The following is an 18,777-nucleotide window of genomic DNA, read 5'->3' as shown; positions in this document are numbered from 1 at the left end:
GCTTGAAGTCCGTGAAACGCCATAAATACGGGAAAAACCCTGACTTGAACGTTCTTCAATACTTTATAGAATGCATTCTTAACGACACCAATAGGTGAGACCATGCGCAGAAGAACCTTTGTCTTCAGCAGTACGGCAGCCGTGTCAGCCGGGTTGCCCGGTTTAAGCTTTGCCCAGCAGGCGACGCCGGGCATCGACCCCGTCAGCAAGACCGTGACGGTCGGTGCGTTCACTCCGATCACGGGGCCGGTGCCTTTTTACGCGATCGTCACGCGCGCTACCGACGCCTGCTTCAAGTGGTCCAACGACACCAACGCGCTCAAGGGCTGGAAGATCAACTACGTCGTCTACGACGATGGCTACGAGCCTGCGCGCAGCGTCGCAGTGACGCGGCGGCTCGTCGAAGAGAACAAGATCTTCGCGCTCGCAGCGCCAGTGGGCACCGCGCAGACCCAGGCCGTGATTCCCTACGCGAAGGAAGTGGGCTTGCCCATGGTCGGCCCGGTGGGTGGCGCGAGCGCGCTCTTCACCGAGCGCCTGTCGTTTCCCCTTCTGCCTGACTACGGCTGGTCCGCCGCCTCGAACGCGGACTACGCGCTCAAGGCGCTCGGCGTGAGCCGCGTCGCGCTGCTGTGGGAGAACGACGAGCTTGGCCGGTCGGCCAAACGCGGCTTCGAGCTGTACCTCGAAGGAGCGAAGAAGCAGGCCGTCGAATCGATTCCGTTCGAAGTCCGAAATACGGATTTCACGCCGCATATTCGCCGTCTTGTCAACGCGAAGGCAGACGTGGTCATTCTGTTCGGATCGAACTCGAATCTCGCCGCCGCGCTGAAATCGGCGGACCGTATCGGCTTCGAGGCGAAATGGATGGCGCCGTTCTTCACCGCCGATCCCACCACGCGCAAGCTCGCGGGATCGTTGCTCGACGGCGTGTACTTCTCGTCGTGGCTCATGCCCGTCACCTCGAACGACGCCGAAATCAAGGCCTACCGTGACAGCATCGCGAAGTACTACGCGAGCGACCCCGTGGGCGTTTTCGGCCTCAACGGCTGGAGCAACGGCATGCTGTTCGTGAAGTCCTTCAACATGCTGCTCGAAAGCGGCAAGCCGCTCACGCGCGCCAGTCTCGTCGACGTGATGGAGACGATGCACGATCAGAACATTGGCGGCACGCGGGGTGTGAGTTTCAAGCCCGGCGATCATCGCGGCGCGCGCCAGGAAGGCATCATTCAGGCGACCAGCGACGGCTTCAAACTGGTGCGCGATTTCAAGCCGTACCCCGAGCAGGTGTTCGACGCGAGGCTCTCATGAGCGAAGTGGAACTGGAGAACGTGTACGAGTCGTGGATCGGCCGCGAGGAGGTGCACACGGCCCGCATCGAGGCGGGCGCCGTGCGCGCCATGGCCGCCACGCTCGATCTCGACGCGGCGCCCACGCCCGGCGAGGCGTTGCCGCCCGGTTGGCAATGGCTCTTTTTCAATCCCGCCGTGCGGCGCAGCGGCCTGGGCGCGGACGGCCACCCGCAACGCGGCGGTTTCCTGCCGCCGATTGCGTTGCCGCGGCGCATGTGGGCGGGCAGTCGCATCCGCTATCTGCAGTCCGTACCTGTCGATGCCAGCGCGACGCGCACGAGCCGTATCCTCAAGGTCGAGAAGAAGGCGGGCAAGCGCGGGACGCTGTGGTTCGTCACGGTGGGACACGTCACGTCGTGCGATGGCCTGCCGTGCATCGAGGAGGAGCAGGACATCGTCTATCGCGAGGCAGCGCCGCCGGGCGGCGCGAACGCGGCGGCACCGGCTGTGTACGAGGCGCAGGCGCAATGGCGGCGCGATTGCCGCGCGGATTCGACGCTGCTTTTCCGCTATTCGGCGCTGACCTTCAACGGTCATCGCATTCACTACGACGAGACCTACGCGCGCGACGAGGAGGGCTATCCCGGTCTCGTCGTTCATGGTCCGCTCACCGCGACGCTGCTGCAGCAGTTCGCCGTCGAGCATGGCGGCGGGCGGCGGCTCGCGCGCTTCGATTTTCGCGGTGTCAGCCCGCTGTTCGTCGACCGCGCGTTTTCGCTCGAAGGGCGCGCGGCAGCGGAGGGCGGGCTCGATCTCTGGGCGCGCGGCGCACAGGGCGAACTGGCGATGTCGGCCACGGCGGTTTTCGCGTAGCGCCCCGGCTTCGCTGCGCCTCCTTATCGCGGGCGCCGTCGGTACCTCAATCGGATTCTCAATCGGAACACAGGAAACCTGACACATGGCACAACATCTGAGCGGTCCAGCGAATCTGGAAGGGCAGGTCGCGTTGATCACGGGCGGCGCGGGCGGCATGGGCCGCGCCATTGCGAATACGTTTCGCCGCGCAGGCGCGCGCGTGATCGCCACCGACCTCGGCGTGCACGAAGACATCGGAGCGGGCGTGCAATATCTGCGCTACGACGTGACTTCGCGTGTGGAGACCGACCGCGTGATCGACGGGGTGCTTGCCCAGCACGGCGCCATCGACATTCTCGTGCTGTGCGCCGGCATCATCGCACGTACGCCGCTTGGTGACAGCACGGACGAGGAGTGGGACGCGATCCTCAACGTGAACGTACGCGGTGTGGTGAATCCCACGCGCAAGCTCTTTCCGCTCATGTGCGAGCGCGGTTTCGGCAAGATTCTCGCGGCCGGGTCGATCGCCGCGAAGAACGGCGGCGTGGCCTCGGGGCCGGCGTATGTGTCGGCCAAGTCGGCGGTGCACGGCATGATGCGCTGGGTGGCCAAGGCGGGCGCGCCGCACGGCGTCTACGCCAACGTGCTCGCGCCCGGACCGGTCGAAACGGCGATGTGGTCGAACGTGACGGGCAACGTCGCGCCTGCGGCGAACGCAACCGTGCCGCTCGGCCGCTACGGCAATGCCGACGATATCGCCCAGGCCGCGCTGTTCCTCTGTTCGCCGGCCTCGAACTGGATCACCGGCACGTCGCTCGATATCAGCGGCGGCATGTGGATGGACTGAGGGCGAGGAGCGAGCGATGGCGACAGACAATCAGGCGGTGATCGGCTTCGTGGGCCTCGGCGTGATGGGCGGCCCGATGTGCCGCAACATGGCGCTCAAGCACACGGGCGAAGTGCTGGCATTCGACACGAACGGCGAGGCCTTTCAGGTGCTCGAGGGCACGCAAGCGCGCCGCGCGGAATCGCTCGACGAGATCGCGGCGCAGGCCGATATGGTGTTTCTTTCGCTGCCCGGCGGCCCCGCCGTGGAAGCTGTGACGCTCGGAGCGCAGGGCCTCGCGAGCGGCGCGCGGCGGCCGCAGGCGATCGTCGATCTCAGCACCACGACGGTCGCTTCGGCGCGCAAGGTGGGCGATGCGCTGGCCGCACGCAACGTTGCATTCGCGGATGCACCTGTCGCACGCACGCGTGAAGCGGCGCAGCGCGGCGAACTGAGCATCATGGTGGGCGCGGACGCAGCGCTCTTCGCACGTATCGCGCCGCTGCTGCACTACATCGGCACCGACGTCACGCACTGCGGAGCCATTGGTTGCGGCCAGGTGGTCAAGCTCATCAACAACGCGCTCGTCTTCGAGAACACGGTGGCGCTGGCCGAGATGATGGTGCTCGGAGAACGCGCGGGCGTGGAGCCCGCCACGCTGCTCGACGCGGTATCGAAGGGCTCGGGCGACAGCTTCGTGCTGCGCAATCACGGCCGCAAGGCCATGCTGCCACGCCAGTTTCCGGAGAAGTCGTTTCCGCCCGAGTACGTGCTCAAGGACATCGGCTACGTGCTCGAACTCGCGGGGCAGACGGGTGTGTCGACGCGCATCACGGAACTCGCGCACCGCTACTATGCCGCCACGGCGCAGCAGGGCTACAGCGGAAGATATTTTCCGGCCGTGATCGAACTGATCGCGCGAGACGCAGAACTCGCGCCGGGAGGGGCCACGGCATGACGGATTTTCTCGGCCTCGTCTGGGCGGGCATGGTGAGCGGGTGTCTCTATGCGCTCGGCGCCATCGGACTCGTGCTCATCTACAAGAGTTCGAACGTCGTGAACTTCGCGCACGGCAATCTAGCGGGCCTCGCCGCGTTCCTCGTCTATGGCTTTACCGCGGGCACGTTCGCCCAGATGGACTGGGGCGTGGCCGTGCCGCTCACGCTGGTCCTGATGGTGGTCGTCACGACGCTCAGTTGCGCCGTGATCGCGCCGCTCGTGCTCAAGTCGGACATTACCAGCACGATCGCCACCCTCGGCATCGGGTTGATCGCCCAGGGCGGCACGCAATTGCTGTTCGGCTCGAACGTGGTGTCGCTCGATTTGCCGTTGCCGAGGTGGCGCGCGCATCTTGGGCCGGTGCGGGTGACGTCGTACGATCTCGCGGTGCTCGCGGCTACGGTCGTGATCGTCGCAATGCTGTATCTGCTGATCGAGCGCACGCGCATTGGCGTGGCGTTTCGCGCCGTCTCGGCCAATCCGTTCGCGAGCCGCGTATGCGGGCTGAAGCTCGGGCGCATCCACCTCTTTTCGTGGGTGCTGGCCGGGTTGCTCGGTCTCGTGGCCGCGCTTCTGATCGTGCCGACCACGTTTCTTTCGTCGACGAGCGTCGCGTCGTTCATGCTGCAGGCGTTTGCGGCGGCAGTGGTGGGCGGTTTCAGCAGTCTACCCGGTGCGGTGATTGGCGGGATATTCGTAGGCATCCTGATGAATATGCTGTCGTTCTATCTTTCCGCCGAGTTCAGCAACACGTACATGCTCGTACTGATGCTGTTCGTGCTCAATCTGTTCCCACGCGGCGTACTGGCCGCGCGAGGAGGCGCCCGTGCCTGACATGTTCATTCCCCCAGCCGCCGTCGCGAACGAGGCCCAAGGGGCAGATGCCGCGTTGGCCGCCGGCCGCAGCAGGTCATGGCGTGCATTCGGCGTGAGCGGCGTTGCCGGGCTCGTGCTGCTCGCCCTGCCGCTCGTGGGCGGCGGCTACTGGATCTATACGCTCGGCCTGTGCTTCGCGAACGCCATTGCCATCATTGCAGTGAGCTTTCTCGTGCGCTACGGCGGCGAAGTGTCGATCGGGCACGGCGTGTTCGTCGCGGCGGGCGCCTATACCGTGGCGCTCGTGGAGAAGTACTGGGGCTTGCCGATCTTCGCGAGCCTGCCGCTCGCCGCGATCGTTGGCGGGGTGTTCGGCATGCTGTTCGCGTATCCGTCGCGCCACCTGAAAGGAATCGCGCTGGCGGTGGCGACCATGGCGCTCGCGCTCGCGTTTCCCGAGTTCCTCATGCACTTCTCGAAGATCTCCGGCGGTTACGAAGGGCTGTATGTGAAGCTCGATGCGCTCGGCGGCGTGCCGCGCAATCTGCAACGCTATTACTTTCCGCTTCTCGTGCTGTTCGCCGTGATCGCGTTGCTGCGGCAATTCCGCCACTCGCGCCAGGCCATGGCGCTGCTGCTGATCCGCGATTCCACGCACGCCGCCGAATCGTTCGGCGTGCGACGCAGTTGGGCGCGCCTGTCATGCATGGCGTTGAGCGGGGCCATTGCCGCGATTGCCGGGGCGATGCAGGCGTTCACCGCGTCGACCGTGTCGCCCAACAGCTTCACGCTGTGGACGTCGATCTTCCTGCTGGTGGGGTCGGTCGTGAGCCTCTATGCGCTGTCGCTGATGGGCGCGCTTGCGGGCGGTCTGTTCCTCACGCTCGTGCCGCTGCTGCTGGCCGGCGCGGGTGACTGGGTGCCGATTCTGTACGGCGCGGCGCTGCTCGCAGTCGTGCTGGGTGCGAACGCGCTGCCCGCCGGCTGGCGCGCACGGCTCGAAGGGAGGCGTCAATGAGCGAGGCTACGATGGCGCACGCAGAGGGCGCATTGGAGATGTCCGCCGGGGCACGCGCGCTTGTCGTTGACAATCTCGTGCTTTCGTTCGGCGGCAACGAAGTGCTGCGCGACGTGGGCGTGCGGCTCGAAGCGGGGGAGATCACCGGGCTCATTGGCCCGAACGGCGCGGGCAAAACGAGTTTCTTCAACTGCCTCACGGGACTCTATGCGCCGCAGCGCGGCAGCATCCGTTTCGGCGGTGAGGACATGACGCGCGTGCCGCCCACGGGGCGCGCCGCGCGAGGCTTCTCGCGCAGCTTCCAGCATGTCGCGCTGTGCCCCGAGTTGACGATTGCCGAGAACGTTATGATCGGACTCCAGCGGGGGGCAGCGGCCGGCTGGCTCGACGCGTTCCTGCCGCGTTCGCGCGGCCGTGCCGAACGTGCGCGGCACCGCGAGATGGCGCTGGCCGCACTCGCGCGCCTCGGCATCGAGCCTGTCGCCGATTCGTTGCCCGCACAACTGCCACCCGGCGTGCTGCGTCTCGCAGAAATCGCGCGGGCGATTGCGGGCTCGCCGCGCGTGTTGCTGCTCGATGAACCGGCCGCGGGCCTCAATTCGCTCGAAACACGCGATCTCGCGAACGCGCTGAAGAAATTGCGCGGTCCCGAACTCGTGCTCGTGGTCGTCGAGCACGACATGGATCTCATCATGGACGTGTGCGACACCATTCACGTGCTCAATGTCGGTCGCGTGCTCGCGTCGGGCAGTCCCGCGCAGATCCGCGCGAACGCGGACGTGGTGCGTGTTTATCTGGGAGAAGACGATGAGTGAAGCGCTAGCGCAGCGTCTGCTCGAAGTCGAGGCGCTCACCGTGCGGTACGGCGCGGGCCCGGTCGTGCACGGCGTGAGCTTCGGCGTGGGGCACGGCAGCGTGGGCGCGCTGCTCGGTGCCAACGGCGCGGGCAAATCGAGCACGCTGCGCGCCATCGCGGGCCTGGAGGCCGCGCAGGGCCGCGTGTGTTTCGACGGCCACGACGTGAGCCGCCTGAACGTGGCTGCGCGTTTTCGTGCGGGCATCGTCTACGTGCCGGAGGGACGCGCCATCGTCGCCGATATCTCGGTGGCGGAGAACCTTACGCTCGGCGCGTATTTCGTCGACGCGCGCACGCGTTCGCGGCGCCGCGACATGGTGCTCGACTTCTTCCCGGAAATCGCCAACCGGCTCAAGGCGCCGGCGGGCCTGCTGAGCGGCGGCGAGCAGCAGATGCTCGCGATCGGGCGCGGGCTGATGTCGGGGCCGCGTCTGTTGCTGCTCGACGAGCCTTCGCTTGGGCTCGCGCCGCTGCTCGTCGCGCGCGTGTATGAACGGCTCGCTCGCATCCAGCAGGAGCAGCAACTCGCGGCGCTGCTGGTCGAGCAGAGTTTTCACGCGGCGGCGAAGCTGGCCTCGCATGCGTGGGTGATGCGGCACGGCCATATCGTCGGCGAACTCGACGAGCCGCTCCTGCGCAGCCGCGAAGGCCGGCAGCGAGCCGTGGACGCCTATCTGGGCGCGCGTCAGGACGAGCGCGCGAACGTACACATCTAGAACGGAAGAGGGCACGACGATCATGGGAGCACGCATCAATCTCACCCTGCAGGGCCGCGTGATGGCGAGCGGCCTGAAATTTCCGGAAGGTCCGGTGGCGCTGCCCGATGGCAGCGTGCTGGTGGTGGAGATCGCGGGCGGGCGCCTCACGCGCGTGATGCCGGACGGAGAACTGAAGGTGGTTGCCGAACTGGGCGGCGGCCCGAACGGTGCGGCGCTCGGACCCGACGGACATTGCTATGTCTGCAACAACGGTGGCTTCAGCTGGCGCACCGACAACGGCTTTACGCGCCCAACAGGTGCCGCGGCGAACTACGGCGGCGGCTCGATCCAGCGCGTGAACATCAAGACAGGCGAAGTCGAAACGCTCTATACGCATTGCGGCGACGTGCCGCTGCATGGGCCGAACGACATCGTGTTCGATGCCGAAGGCGGCTTCTGGTTCACGGACTTCGGCAAGACCTTCGAAGACCGCATCATGCGCGGCGCCGTGTATTACGCGCGCGCGGACGGCAGCCAGATCCGCTGCGCCGCGCATCCCGTGCTGACGCCGAACGGCGTGGGCCTCTCGCCCGACGGCCGCACGCTCTACGTGAGCGAAACGGAGACGAGCCGGCTCTGGTCGTATCCGGTCATCGGGAAAGGAGAGCTGGGTCAGGAAGCCTGGCCGTCACCGAATGGCGGACGGCTCGTGCATGGGCTCGCGGGCTATCAGCGCTTCGATTCGCTCGCAGTGGAGGAGAGCGGCAACATCTGCGTGGCGACGCTCGTGCGCGGCGGGATCAGCGTGTTTTCGCCCGAGGGTGAACTGCTCGAGTTCCATGAGGCGCCCGAGGGCTACTGCACGAATATCTGCTTTGGCGGCCCCGACCGGCGTACGGCGTTCATCACGCTTTCGGGCTACGGGCAACTGTTCGAGGCCCGGTGGCCGCGGCCAGGGCTGACGCTGGCCACTTGAGCATGCTGTGCCGCGCGCGTGTCGATTCCATGATTGAGCGCGCGGCGTAACGGGTTATAGACCTGAGCCCGCAACGCGGGACTGACAAAAATATCGATAAGGATACCTGAGTGATGTGATTCACAGGCCACGTTTCGTCATCTCAAAAAGAATGCATTCTGCACCCTTTGCAGTTAAATCACGGAGAAACCACTTGGATACGACCACGCTCACCCCTGCCCAAAGCGACGTAGGCAACGCACCGGCCGAAGGCCGCATCACCGATCAGGCCATTGCCGAAGCGCGCGCAATGATCGGCCTGCAACTGCGCCCCGAAGGCCCGTATTTGCAGGACGCAAGCGCCGATACGCTGCGCAACTGGTGCAACGGCATCGGCGACCTGAACCCGCTCTATCGCGACTACGGCTATGGGCCGGCCACGCGCTTCGGCTCGATGGTCGCGCACCCGATGTTTCCGATGGCGTTCGGCTGGCTCGGCAGAACGCGCTGGGGTCTTGCGGGCGTGCATGGCTTTTACGCGGGCAACGACTGGGAACTGTTCCGCCATGTGCGCCCGGGCGACCGCATCACGGCGATCGAACGCGTGGTCGGCGTGGAGGAGAAGGAGAGCAAGTTCTCGGGCCGCCTCGTGCTGCAGTATGTCGAGGCTAGCTATTACAACCAGCGCAGCGAACTCGTGGCGCGCGCGCTCGGCACCTGCACGCGTCACGAGCGCAAGGCGGCGCGCGACACCGGCAAGTACAAGGAAATCGTCCAGCACGAGTACAGCGACGAAGAACGCGACCGCATCGATCAAATGGTGCTCGACGAGCCCAAGCACATTCGCGGCGCGAACGTGCGCTATTGGGAAGACGTTCGCGAAGGCGAGGAATTGCCCGCCATCGCGCGCGGTCCGCTTTCGCTGATGGACACCATGGGCTTTCTCGTCGGCTGCGGACGCGGCCACACGCACGGCGTGGTGCTGCAGACGGCCGTCAAGCATCCGGGCCACTTCTTCCGCAACCCGGAAGCGGGCGGCGGCGTGGAGTACACCGGCATCGGCCACCATCGCGAGTCGGTGGCGAAGGAAGTGGGCGTGCCGGGGACTTACGACTACGGCCCGCAGCGCTCGTCGTGGATGTGCTCGCTCGTCACGAACTGGATGGGCGACGCGGGCTTCATCAAGCGCGTGCGCACCGAAATGCGGCGCTTCAACATCATGGGCGATACCACCTTCTGCAAGGGCAAGGTCGTGCGCAAGTACATGAAGGACGGCGCGGGGCTCGTCGACATCGAACTTGCCGCAGTCAACCAGCGCGGCGAAGTGACCACGCCAGGACTTGCGACCGTGGCGCTGCCTTCGCGCGACGTGCGGCTGCCTGCTTTCATCGACGGCGCGGGCATCGACCTCGAACTGCCGGTCGTGCGCTGAGCGTGTGACCAGGCGCTGGCGCGCGGCACGGCGGCAGCGCGACAACAGCGAGTCAGGGAGGGGAGCACATGGAAAGCAACGAGGAAGCCGGCCGCGCCGCACTCCCGCTCGCGGGCTGCCGCGTGCTGGAGCACTCGCGCACCGTGGCGGCGGCGTGGGCGGGACGTCTTCTCGCCGCAATGGGCGCGCGCGTGGTGATGATGGAGCCGCCTCAGGGGCATCGCCTGCGTGGTGCAGCGCCGCTCATCGAGGGCAGCGGTGAGAGCGCGCTGTTCGCGTATCTGGCGGCGGGCAAGCACAGCCTCTTGTGCGATCTCGCGACGCCCGAGGGCAAGGCGCGGTTCGAGCACGAACTCGAGCGCGCGGACATCCTGATCGACGACACCCCGCTCGCCGAGCGCGAGTCGCAAGGTCTCGACCCGAAACGGCTGGGCGCTCGCTTTGCGCAACTCGTGCACGTCTCTGTGTTGCCCTTTGGCGCCCATGGCCCGAAGGCGGCCTGGGACGGCGAAGAGGTGAACCTGCTGCACGCGGGCGGCGAAGGCTACCTGCTGCCAAACGGCCTCTCTGGGGAGTTGTTTCCGCAACGCGCGCCGCTCAAGATCTACGGCCATTTTGCGGGCTATCAGGGCGGCTGCACGGCCGCACTGGCGGCGCTCACGGCGTGGTGGGCCGTGCCATCCGCGGGCGGTCAGTACGTGGACGTCTCGGTGCAAGACGCGGCCCTCGCGGTAGGCGCGTTCGCGCTGCAACGGCTCGGCGACGGCTCGCTCGAACATCGCTCGACGCGCAGCTTCCGCTACGGCGGCGTATTCGAGGCGAAAGATGGCTTCGTGGAAGTGCTCACGCTCGAAGACCGCCAGTGGAGCGCACTGGTGCAGTTGCTCGGCTCGCCCGCGTGGGCGCAGGAGGAGGCGTTGCGCGATCCGCTCGAACGCAGCCGCCGCGGCGGCGAGATCAACCGTCACATTCGCGCGTGGATGGCGCAGGAGCGTGTGGAAGACATCGTGAGACGCGCGCAGGCGCTCGGCGTGCCGGCCGCGAAATACCGCACGCCCGAGGAAGTGCTCGCGGGCGCGCACGAAAGCGCGCGCGGCCTGTTTGCGCAGGCAACGCTCCCCGACGGCCGCGCCGTGGACGTGCTCGTTGCGCCGTTCCAGTTCCGCTGCACGACGCTCGATACGCAAGCGCGCGTACCGGCGCCGGGCGAACTCAAAAAGGAGGACTGCTGATGAATTCAGCCAGTGCGCCACTCGCCGGTGTACGCATCGCCGATTTCACGATTCACGCGGCTGGGCCGTTCTGCACGCACCTGCTCGCGCAACTCGGCGCCGAATGCATCAAGATCGAAAGCCGCAGCCGGCCCGATGCGTTTCGCAAGCCGCATGCCGTCTATGGCCGGATGTCGGCGGCGACGTTCGATCAGGTGTCGTCGAACAAGCGCTCGGTGCGGCTCAATCTCAAGCAGCCCGAAGCGATTGCGCTCGCGAAGCGGCTCGTCGCGGTATCGGACGTCGCGGCGGAGAGCTTTCGTCCCGGCGTGCTGGAGCGGCTCGGCCTCGGCTTCGAAGCGTTGCGCGAGAGCCGGCCCGATATCGTCATGCTCTCGCTCTCATCGTGCGGCCAGAGCGGGCCGGATTCGTCGTTCGCGGGCTATGCGCCGCTCTTCGGCGCGTGGGGCGGGCTCGGCTGGATGAGCGGCTACAGCGACGGGCCGCCCGTCGAAATGCGCCACGTCATGGATCATTCCGCTGGCCTGCATGCCGCGCTCGCGACGCTCGCCGCGCTGCATCAGCGGCGCAGGACAGGGCATGCGCAGCACGTGGATCTCGCGGCGCGCGAGGTGGCCTCGGCGATGATAGGCGACGCGCTCGTGCTCGCAAGCGCGGGGATCACGCCGCCGCGCCCGGGCAACGGCGACGCGTCGATGGCGCCGCACGGCGTCTACGCCACCGCCACGCCAGACCGCTGGCTCACGCTTGCCGTACGCGACGACGCTGCGTGGCGCGCGCTCGCGCGCGTGGCGGGCTGGTCCGAGGACGACCCCGATTACGCCACCGGGTCCATGCGGCTCGCGCGCCGCGAGGCGCTCGACGCGCGCGTGGCCGCGTGGCTTGCCGGTTGCGACGCCGACCGCATTGCCGAGGCGCTGCAACGCGAGGGCGTGTGCGCGCACGTTTCCTGGACCATGCAGGACATCGCTTGCGATCCGCATCTGCGCGCCCGCGGCGCCATCGTCGATGTGAGCGCGCCCGATCTTCCCGCGCGCGCCGCGGTGGGCGCGCCCGCGCGTTTTTCACGCACGTCCGATGTGGGGATCCGGTCGCTCACCCCCGCGCTCGGGCAAGACGAGGATTACGTGTTCGGCGAACTGCTGGCGTTGAGCCGCGCGCAGCGCGACGATCTGGAAGCGCGCGAAATCATCTGTTGAAAAGCGGCGCGCGAGCGCGCCACCCGAAGAACGAGCAAGGAGCATGTCGTGAAAGACACCATCTATCTCGTGCTGGACATGGAGAACGACCTCGTCCACGCAGACGGCCCGAACGGCAAGGCGGGCTATGCGGAGCAGGTCGCCGGCCGGCGCATCATCGAGAACACGCGTCGCGCCATTGACAAGGCGCGCGCCGCTGGCGTGCCGGTCGGCTTCGTGCGCGTGGGCTTTTCGCCGGACTACCGCGAGTGCCCGCCCGATTCGCCGATCTTCTCGGGAGCCCGCAAGAACGGCATCTTCAAGCTGGGGACGTGGGGCACGGAGGTGCATCCCGACCTTGGCCAGCAAAGCGGCGACTTCGATATCGTCAAGCACCGCGTGAGCCCGTTCTACGCGACGAGCCTCGAAGCGATCTTGCGAGCGCACGGCATCAGGCGGATCGTCTGCTCGGGCATCTCGACGAACGCCGTCGTGCAGGCGACCGTGCGCGAAGGCCACGACCGCGACTACTCGATGACGGTGCTCGAAGATTGCTGCTGCGCGATCACGGCCGAGGAACACGAGAACGCGATTGCGGGGCTGCGGCGCTTCTGCACGCTCAGCACGTCGCACGGCGTGACGTTCGAGTGAGGGGGGCCATGCGGATCGCACGCAGTTTGCTGTTCGTGCCGGGCGATCGTCCGGCACGCTTCGAAAAGGCGCTCGCGAGCGGCGCGCACGAAGTGATCGTGGATCTGGAAGACGCCGTCGCGCCCGAGGCCAAACCTGCGGCGCGCGAGGCGGTGGCTGACTGGCTGGGCGCAGGGCGCGACACGCTCGTGCGCATCAACGCGATGGGCACCGAATGGTACGAGGACGACCTGCGCCTGCTCGCCCGTGCGCCGGGGGCGGCGGTGATGCTGCCCAAAGCCGACGAGGCCTCGCTGCGCGCCACCTCCGACGCGTTGCCCGGAAGGCGCATCGTCGCGCTCATCGAAACCGTGCGGGGCTACCTGGCGTTGCGCGCGCTCGCGGCGGTGCCGGGCGTAGCGCGTCTCGCCTTCGGCAGCGTGGACTTCAGCGCCGAGACCGGCATTGCCGACGAGGGCGGCGCGCTGCTCGCCGTGCGCACGCAGATCGTACTGGAGTCTTGCCATGCGGGGCTCGCGGCGCCGGTGGACGGGGTGAGCACCGGTTTCGCCGACGCGCAGGCGCTGGGCGCCGCTGCCGCACACTCGCGCGCGCTCGGCTTCGGCGGCAAGCTCTGCATTCACCCGGCGCAGGTCGCTGCGGTGAACTCGGCGTTCCGGCCGTCCGCCGGGGAGTGCGACTGGGCGCGCCAGGTGGTCGAGGCGTTCGCGGCGAGCGGCGGCGCCGCGACGGCGGTGGCGGGGAAGATGATCGACAAGCCCGTGGTCGAGCGCGCGCGGCGCATTCTCGCGGAATCGGGCGAGGGCGACATCGCTTAAAATCAGCCCGGAGGCGGGCCCGCGGCGCGGCCGGACCTTGCGCGCCATGCGCGCCATCAGATCGAGACCCAACCGGCCCAGACGACAGCAAATGGAATACAGAACCAAGGAAGAGCAGGTTGCCGATTTCCTGCGCGAGCAAATCATCTCTGGCGCGATCGCGCGCGGCTCGCGGCTCAAGCAGGCCGAGATCGCCGAGCAGTTGCACCTGAGCATCACGCCCGTACGCGAGGCGCTCAAGCTGCTGGAGGCCGAGGGGTATATCAGCGGAGACTCGTACCGCGGCGCGCGCGTGGTGCCGTTCGACGCGGCGGCATCGTCGGAAATCCTGAATCTGCGGCTTTTGCTCGAAACGCAGCTCGTGAAGGGCACGGTTGAAAAGATCAAGGCGCAGGACATCGTCGAGCTGCGCCAGCTCGCCGACGAATTCGCCGTGGCGTTCGCCAAGGGGGATCGCGCGGTTGCGAGAGGCATCAACTATCGCTTTCACCGGCGCATGTACGACATAGCGGACATGCCGCAGACCCTCCATTTCACGCAGATTCTCTGGGCGCGCTATCCGTTCGACATCATCAACGCCGCGCACGATCGCGGCAGCGATGCCGTAGCCGAACACGAGGAAATTCTCCAGGCCTTTGCAGCCGGCGACGTGACTGCCGCCATGCTCGCGATGCGCAAGCATATCGAATCGGGCTGGTCGGTACTCAAGGCGGCGAAGTAGAAGCAAACGCGCGTTACGATCAAGCGGACGGGGTAGAAAGCCTATGGGTCCTTTCTCACCTTCCGGGTTCCCGCAGAAACGGATTTGCGCCGCATCGCCGGCGCTTTTGCCGTTTCGTTCTGCTCGCGCACGATATCGATGATTCGCCGCGCGGCCGGCGATAAATAGCCGTCGTTGCGATGCACGACGCCGAATTGTCGCGTCATCGTCGTCTCGGGATTCGGCAGCTCGACGAGCGCGGGCGTGAAGCGGCCCGCTTCCAGGTTGCGCCGGGAAATAAAACTCAGCAGGCCCGTTTCGGCGATCAGGCGCGGCAGCGCGGCGATCGAGCTCGTCATGATGGCCGCGCGCGGCAACGGCAGCCCGCGCGAGGCGAACGCGTGTTCGAGCCACTGGCGCGTCGCCACGGATTGCGCGGGCAGCACCCAGCCATAGCGGGACATGGCTTCGAGCGTCGCACGCTTGCCCGCGAGCGGATGCGTGGCGCTGGCGGCAACCACGACATGGTCGGCGACGATGGGAATCTGCACCAGTGTTTCGTCGTGACCGCCGAGCGGACCGATCACCACGTCGAGCAGCCGCTTGCGCAGCGCATCCTGCAAGACGTCGTTCATGCCGATCTGCAATTCGACGACAACGGCAGGCGCCTCCTCCTGCAACACGCGGCACACCGTCGGCATGATGAATTCGGCGATGGTGGCCGCCGCGCCAATCTTCACAAGACCCGCCAGCCCAGCGCCTAACGACGCAATTTCCCGCTGCGTTTCGTCCAGTGTGCGCTCGACGAGCCCCGCGCGCTGCTGCAACAGCCGCCCCGCGTCGGTAAGCCGGATGCCGCGGCCGCTGCGCTCGAAGAGCGCCGCGCCATAGTTCTCTTCCAGCCGGTCGATGCACTTGGAAAGCGCGGGCTGCGTAATGTGCAGCGCTTGCGATGCGCGGCCCAGGTGCCCCAGCTCGGCGACTTTCGCAAAGTACATCAGGTCGCGTACCTGCAGGTTCATCACCATGGGCGGCCCCGTTGGGTGGACGAATACATAACCATCAGGAATGAAAAGATGAAAAATCGAAAATAGACATTATGAGTCGCGGTGTCAACAATGTCGTGAAGCCTCATGCAGACAGAAGGAGACACCCATGTCCCACCGAATTCTCGTCACGGCGCCGCGTCTCGCGCAGGCCGGGCGAAGGGTGCTGGCCGCGGCGCAGTGCGAAGTCGTCTACATCGACGACGCGCAGAACGCCGCCCAGGTCGCCCACATTCTTGCCACCCAGCCCATCGACGCCGTGATTTCGCGCACCGTCGAGCTTTCCGGGGCGGCGATCGCGGGCTGCCCGTCGCTGCGCGTCATCTGCAAGCACGGCGTGGGCGTGACGAACATCGACGTAGAAGCCGCCACGCGCCACGGCATTCCCGTTTTCACCACGCCCGGCACCAACACGCATTCCGTCGCCGAATTGACGATGGCGCTCATGCTCGGCGCCGCGCGCAAGGTCAACTTCTACGACAGCGAGTTGCGCGCGGGCCGCTGGACCCGCACGGGCGACGGCCGCCAGTTGCATGGGCGCACGCTCGGTCTCGTCGGCTATGGCCAGATCGGCCGCAGCGTCGCGGCGATCGCACACGCGCTCGGCATGACGGTGCGTGCCTTCGATCCCGTCGCGACGCCGTCCGGCGCGCAGCCTTTCGTCACGCTCGAACGCTCGGTCGAGGACCTGCTGGCGCAGGCGGAAGTGCTGAGCCTGCATTGCCCCGTCAATGCGCACACGCGCAATCTGCTCGACGCGAACGCCATCGCGCGGCTGCCCGACGGCGCCATCGTCGTGAACACGGCGCGCGGCGAGCTGATCGACGAAGCCGCGCTCGTCGCGGCGCTGCAAAGCGGCAAGCTCGCCGCCGCGGGCCTCGACACCTTTCGCAATGAGCCGCTCGGCGCGGACGATCCGCTGGCCGTGCTGCCGAATGTGGTGCTCACGCCGCATGTGGGCGGCTCGACGCCCGACGCGCTCGATGCCGTCGCGGTGAGCGCCGCCGAAACCTGTTTGCGCTATCTGCGCGGCGAGGGCGTCGACGCCACGAGCTGCGTGAACCCCGACGCTCTCCACTCCGAAAAAAAGGTCATCGCATGAATACGTCGCAGGATCGGGCCGGCTGGCCCGCAGGCTTCTTCGTCGGTCAACGCACGTCGCTGCCGACGCCCGCGCAGGTCGAAGCGTTTCGCAACGTGCCCGTCGCGCACGCAGGCGATTGCCTTGGCCGCAGCATCGGTGCGATGGGTCTGACGGCTTATCACCACTCGGTTTCGCTCACGATGTGCGGGCCGGCCCTCACGGTGCGCGTGCGCCCCGGCGACAACATGATGATCCACAAGGCGATCGAACTCGCGCAGCCCGGCGACGTGATCGTGATCGACGGCGGCGGCGACCTGACCCAGGCGCTGATCGGCGGCCTCATGCGCACGTCGGCCCTCACGAAGCACATTGGCGGCTTCGTGGTCGACGGCGCGATCCGCGATCTCGCGGAATGGGCCGAGGGCGTGATTCCGGTCTATGCGCGCGGCCACACGTTCCGCGGGCCGAGCAAGGAGGGCCCCGGTGAAGTCAACGTGCCGGTCGCGTGTGCGGGCCTCGTTGTCAACCCCGGCGATCTCGTGATGGGCGATGCGGACGGCGTGATCGCCGTGCCGGTGGATCGGCTCGACGCGCTGCTGCCGCTCGTGCGCGCACACGCGGACAAGGAAGCGACGATCCGCGCGAGCAACGCAGCGGGTACGGCCGACCCGGAGCGCTTCAACGCGCTGCTGCGCAAGAAGGGCTGCCCGGTGTAAGCGCCGCTGGCGCATCGAGCGAATCCTTCGCGCGGCATACGCCGCAGATGCCGCCCGGGCCGCGGCGGCATCGCCAGCACAACAATCAGGAGACGAGGCCATGCATCCCTATTCAAACACCGCCGACGCGCACGACGTGGCAGGCGCGAACCACGATGCGCTTGCACCGCACGCCGCACCCCACGCAGCGCTCGCACCCGATGCCCACGCGCGCCAGATCTCGGCGCGCCTCGACCGCCTGCCGCCCAGCGCGCCCGTGTGGCTGTTGATCGCCGCGCTTGCCATGGGCGGCTGGTTCGAGATCTACGACATGTTTCTCACCGCCTACATCGCGCCGGGGCTCGTGAAGGCGGGCATCTTCACGAAGACGACGGCGTCGCTGTTCGATCTGGGCGGCCTGGGCGCCTTCGTCGCGGCGCTTTTTCTCGGGCTCTTCATCGGCACGATCGGCGTGGCATTCGTTGCTGACCGCCTGGGCCGGCGCCGCGTGTTCGTCGGGGCGCTGCTCTGCTATACGTTCGCCGCCGTGATGATGTCGCTGCAAAGCGATCCCGTATGGGTCGTGTTCTGGCGCGTGGTCGCGGGCATTGGCGTGGGCGCGGAGCTTGTGACCATCGACGCGTATGTCTCGGAGTTCGTGCCCGCGCGCCTGCGCGGCCGCGCATTCGCATTCGTGCAGGCGATCCAGTACACCTCGATTCCCACCATTGCCTTTCTGTCGTGGCAACTGGTGCCGATCGCGCCGTTCGGCCACGACGGCTGGCGCTGGGTCGTGTGGATCGGCTGCTCGGGCGCGGTATTCGTCTGGCTGATCCGGCTCGGGCTGCCCGAGAGCCCGCGCTGGCTGATCCAGCACGGCCGCATGGCCGAAGCCGAGGCGATCGTCACGCGGCTCGAACGGCGCATCGAACGCGCGACGGGTAAGCCCTTGCCGGCTGCGGCGAGCGCATCTTCGAGCGCGCAGAACGTTGCGCAAGCAACGAGTCAGTCTGCGTCGAACGATGGCCCCTGGAGCAACCGCTATCGCCGCCGTACAGTGATGCTGCTGGTGTTCAACTTCTTCCAGTCGATCGGCTATTACGGGTTTGCGAGCTGGGTGCCCACCTTGCTGGCGGAGAAAGGCGTGACGCTCACGCACAGCCTCTGGTATTCGTTTCTCATCGCCATTGCCAGCCCGCTCGGGCCGCTGCTCTCCATGCTGATCGCCGACCGCGTGGAGCGCAAATGGCTGATCGTGGGCTCGGCCGCCGCCATGGCCGCGCTCGGCGTGATTTTCGCGCAGCAGCGCGATCCCGCGCTGCTCGTCGCGATGGGTCTCTTGATGACGCTCGCTGGCAATTGCATGACGTTCTCGTATCGCACCTATCAGGCAGAACTCTTTCCCACCCGGATGCGGGCACGCGCCATCGGGCTCGTGTATTCGGCGAGCCGCATCAGCGCGATGCTTTCGGGTTTCCTCATCGGCTTCTTTCTGCGGCATATGGGCGTGGCGGGCGTGTTCACGCTCATCGCAGGATCGATGTTCGTAGTCGTCCTGACGATTGGATTCTTCGGTCCGCGCTCGCGTGGCCTGAGCCTCGAACAGATCTCCGGATAACACCAGGC

19 protein-coding genes are annotated in these 18,777 nt (G+C 66.9%); 18 read left to right on the top strand and 1 reads right to left on the bottom strand.

All coding sequences use genetic code 11. From position 1 onward, the window contains the following. Nucleotides 1–102: 102 nt before the first annotated feature. The 15 genes from U5A58_RS15870 to U5A58_RS15800 all read left to right on the top strand — a co-directional run bounded on the left by U5A58_RS15870 (nt 103) and on the right by U5A58_RS15800 (nt 14,347). On the top strand, nt 103–1,311 hold the full coding sequence (locus tag U5A58_RS15870; RefSeq protein ID WP_321914492.1) for an ABC transporter substrate-binding protein: 1,209 nt from the start codon (nt 103–105) through the stop codon (nt 1,309–1,311). After that, the gene (locus U5A58_RS15865) at nt 1,308–2,165 is read left to right on the top strand and encodes an FAS1-like dehydratase domain-containing protein (protein ID WP_321962115.1); all 858 of its coding nucleotides are present in this window, start codon (nt 1,308–1,310) and stop codon (nt 2,163–2,165) included. Before U5A58_RS15870 ends, U5A58_RS15865 begins: the two co-directional genes overlap by 4 nt. Nucleotides 2,166–2,250: 85 nt before the next feature. Further along, a complete protein-coding gene (locus tag U5A58_RS15860) occupies nt 2,251–2,994 on the top strand; it encodes an SDR family NAD(P)-dependent oxidoreductase (protein WP_321914495.1) in 744 nt (247 codons plus the stop codon). Nucleotides 2,995–3,010: 16 nt separating this feature from the next. Continuing rightward, complete coding sequence (locus tag U5A58_RS15855; protein WP_321962114.1) at nt 3,011–3,931, top strand: NAD(P)-dependent oxidoreductase; 921 nt, start codon at nt 3,011–3,013, stop codon at nt 3,929–3,931. Continuing rightward, complete coding sequence (locus U5A58_RS15850) at nt 3,928–4,806, top strand: branched-chain amino acid ABC transporter permease (RefSeq protein WP_321933483.1); 879 nt, start codon at nt 3,928–3,930, stop codon at nt 4,804–4,806. Before U5A58_RS15855 ends, U5A58_RS15850 begins: the two co-directional genes overlap by 4 nt. Nucleotide 4,807: 1 nt before the next feature. Further along, a complete protein-coding gene (locus U5A58_RS15845; protein ID WP_321962158.1) occupies nt 4,808–5,806 on the top strand; it encodes a branched-chain amino acid ABC transporter permease in 999 nt (332 codons plus the stop codon). Beyond that, nucleotides 5,803–6,621 (top strand): ABC transporter ATP-binding protein, encoded by an 819-nt coding sequence (locus U5A58_RS15840; RefSeq protein ID WP_321962113.1) that lies wholly within the window; start codon nt 5,803–5,805, stop codon nt 6,619–6,621. The genes U5A58_RS15845 and U5A58_RS15840 overlap by 4 nt, the downstream gene beginning before the upstream one ends. Continuing rightward, nucleotides 6,614–7,378 (top strand): ABC transporter ATP-binding protein, encoded by a 765-nt coding sequence (locus tag U5A58_RS15835; RefSeq protein WP_321962112.1) that lies wholly within the window; start codon nt 6,614–6,616, stop codon nt 7,376–7,378. Before U5A58_RS15840 ends, U5A58_RS15835 begins: the two co-directional genes overlap by 8 nt. Before the next feature lie 22 nt (nt 7,379–7,400). Then, nucleotides 7,401–8,336, top strand: a complete 936-nt coding sequence (locus U5A58_RS15830; RefSeq protein WP_321962111.1) for an SMP-30/gluconolactonase/LRE family protein — start codon at nt 7,401–7,403, stop codon at nt 8,334–8,336. Between the two features lie 193 nt (nt 8,337–8,529). Further along, nucleotides 8,530–9,747: an FAS1-like dehydratase domain-containing protein gene (locus U5A58_RS15825; RefSeq protein ID WP_321962110.1), complete on the top strand. Its 1,218-nt coding sequence runs from the start codon at nt 8,530–8,532 to the stop codon at nt 9,745–9,747. A 68-nt stretch (nt 9,748–9,815) separates the two neighbouring features. Then, the gene (locus U5A58_RS15820; RefSeq protein WP_321962109.1) at nt 9,816–10,979 is read left to right on the top strand and encodes a CoA transferase; all 1,164 of its coding nucleotides are present in this window, start codon (nt 9,816–9,818) and stop codon (nt 10,977–10,979) included. Further along, nucleotides 10,979–12,178, top strand: coding sequence for a CoA transferase (locus U5A58_RS15815; protein ID WP_321962108.1), 1,200 nt, complete (start codon nt 10,979–10,981; stop codon nt 12,176–12,178). The genes U5A58_RS15820 and U5A58_RS15815 overlap by 1 nt, the downstream gene beginning before the upstream one ends. 48 nt (nt 12,179–12,226) lie before the next feature. Then, a complete protein-coding gene (locus U5A58_RS15810; RefSeq protein ID WP_321914503.1) occupies nt 12,227–12,808 on the top strand; it encodes a cysteine hydrolase in 582 nt (193 codons plus the stop codon). Nucleotides 12,809–12,816: 8 nt separating this feature from the next. After that, nucleotides 12,817–13,626 (top strand): CoA ester lyase, encoded by an 810-nt coding sequence (locus U5A58_RS15805; RefSeq protein WP_321962107.1) that lies wholly within the window; start codon nt 12,817–12,819, stop codon nt 13,624–13,626. 91 nt (nt 13,627–13,717) lie between these two features. After that, nucleotides 13,718–14,347, top strand: a complete 630-nt coding sequence (locus U5A58_RS15800; protein ID WP_321914505.1) for a GntR family transcriptional regulator — start codon at nt 13,718–13,720, stop codon at nt 14,345–14,347. 41 nt (nt 14,348–14,388) lie between these two features. Here the strand turns inward: U5A58_RS15800 and U5A58_RS15795 are convergent, their stop codons facing one another. Beyond that, nucleotides 14,389–15,354, bottom strand: coding sequence for a LysR family transcriptional regulator (locus U5A58_RS15795; RefSeq protein ID WP_321962106.1), 966 nt, complete (start codon nt 15,352–15,354; stop codon nt 14,389–14,391). A gap of 127 nt (nt 15,355–15,481) precedes the next feature. Between U5A58_RS15795 and U5A58_RS15790 the strand changes: the two genes are divergently transcribed. From U5A58_RS15790 to U5A58_RS15780, 3 genes are all read left to right on the top strand, one after another. After that, complete coding sequence (locus tag U5A58_RS15790) at nt 15,482–16,474, top strand: hydroxyacid dehydrogenase (RefSeq protein ID WP_321962105.1); 993 nt, start codon at nt 15,482–15,484, stop codon at nt 16,472–16,474. Then, nucleotides 16,471–17,172, top strand: coding sequence for an RraA family protein (locus tag U5A58_RS15785; protein ID WP_321962104.1), 702 nt, complete (start codon nt 16,471–16,473; stop codon nt 17,170–17,172). Before U5A58_RS15790 ends, U5A58_RS15785 begins: the two co-directional genes overlap by 4 nt. A 100-nt stretch (nt 17,173–17,272) precedes the next feature. Next, nucleotides 17,273–18,769, top strand: a complete 1,497-nt coding sequence (locus U5A58_RS15780) for an MFS transporter (protein ID WP_321962103.1) — start codon at nt 17,273–17,275, stop codon at nt 18,767–18,769. Nucleotides 18,770–18,777 lie beyond the last annotated feature (8 nt).

Source organism: Paraburkholderia sp. J7, from assembly GCF_905220155.1.
Taxonomy (GTDB): domain Bacteria; phylum Pseudomonadota; class Gammaproteobacteria; order Burkholderiales; family Burkholderiaceae; genus Paraburkholderia.
The sequence above is the reverse complement of the archived record's forward strand: the minus strand, read 5'-3'. Positions and strand labels throughout refer to the sequence as shown.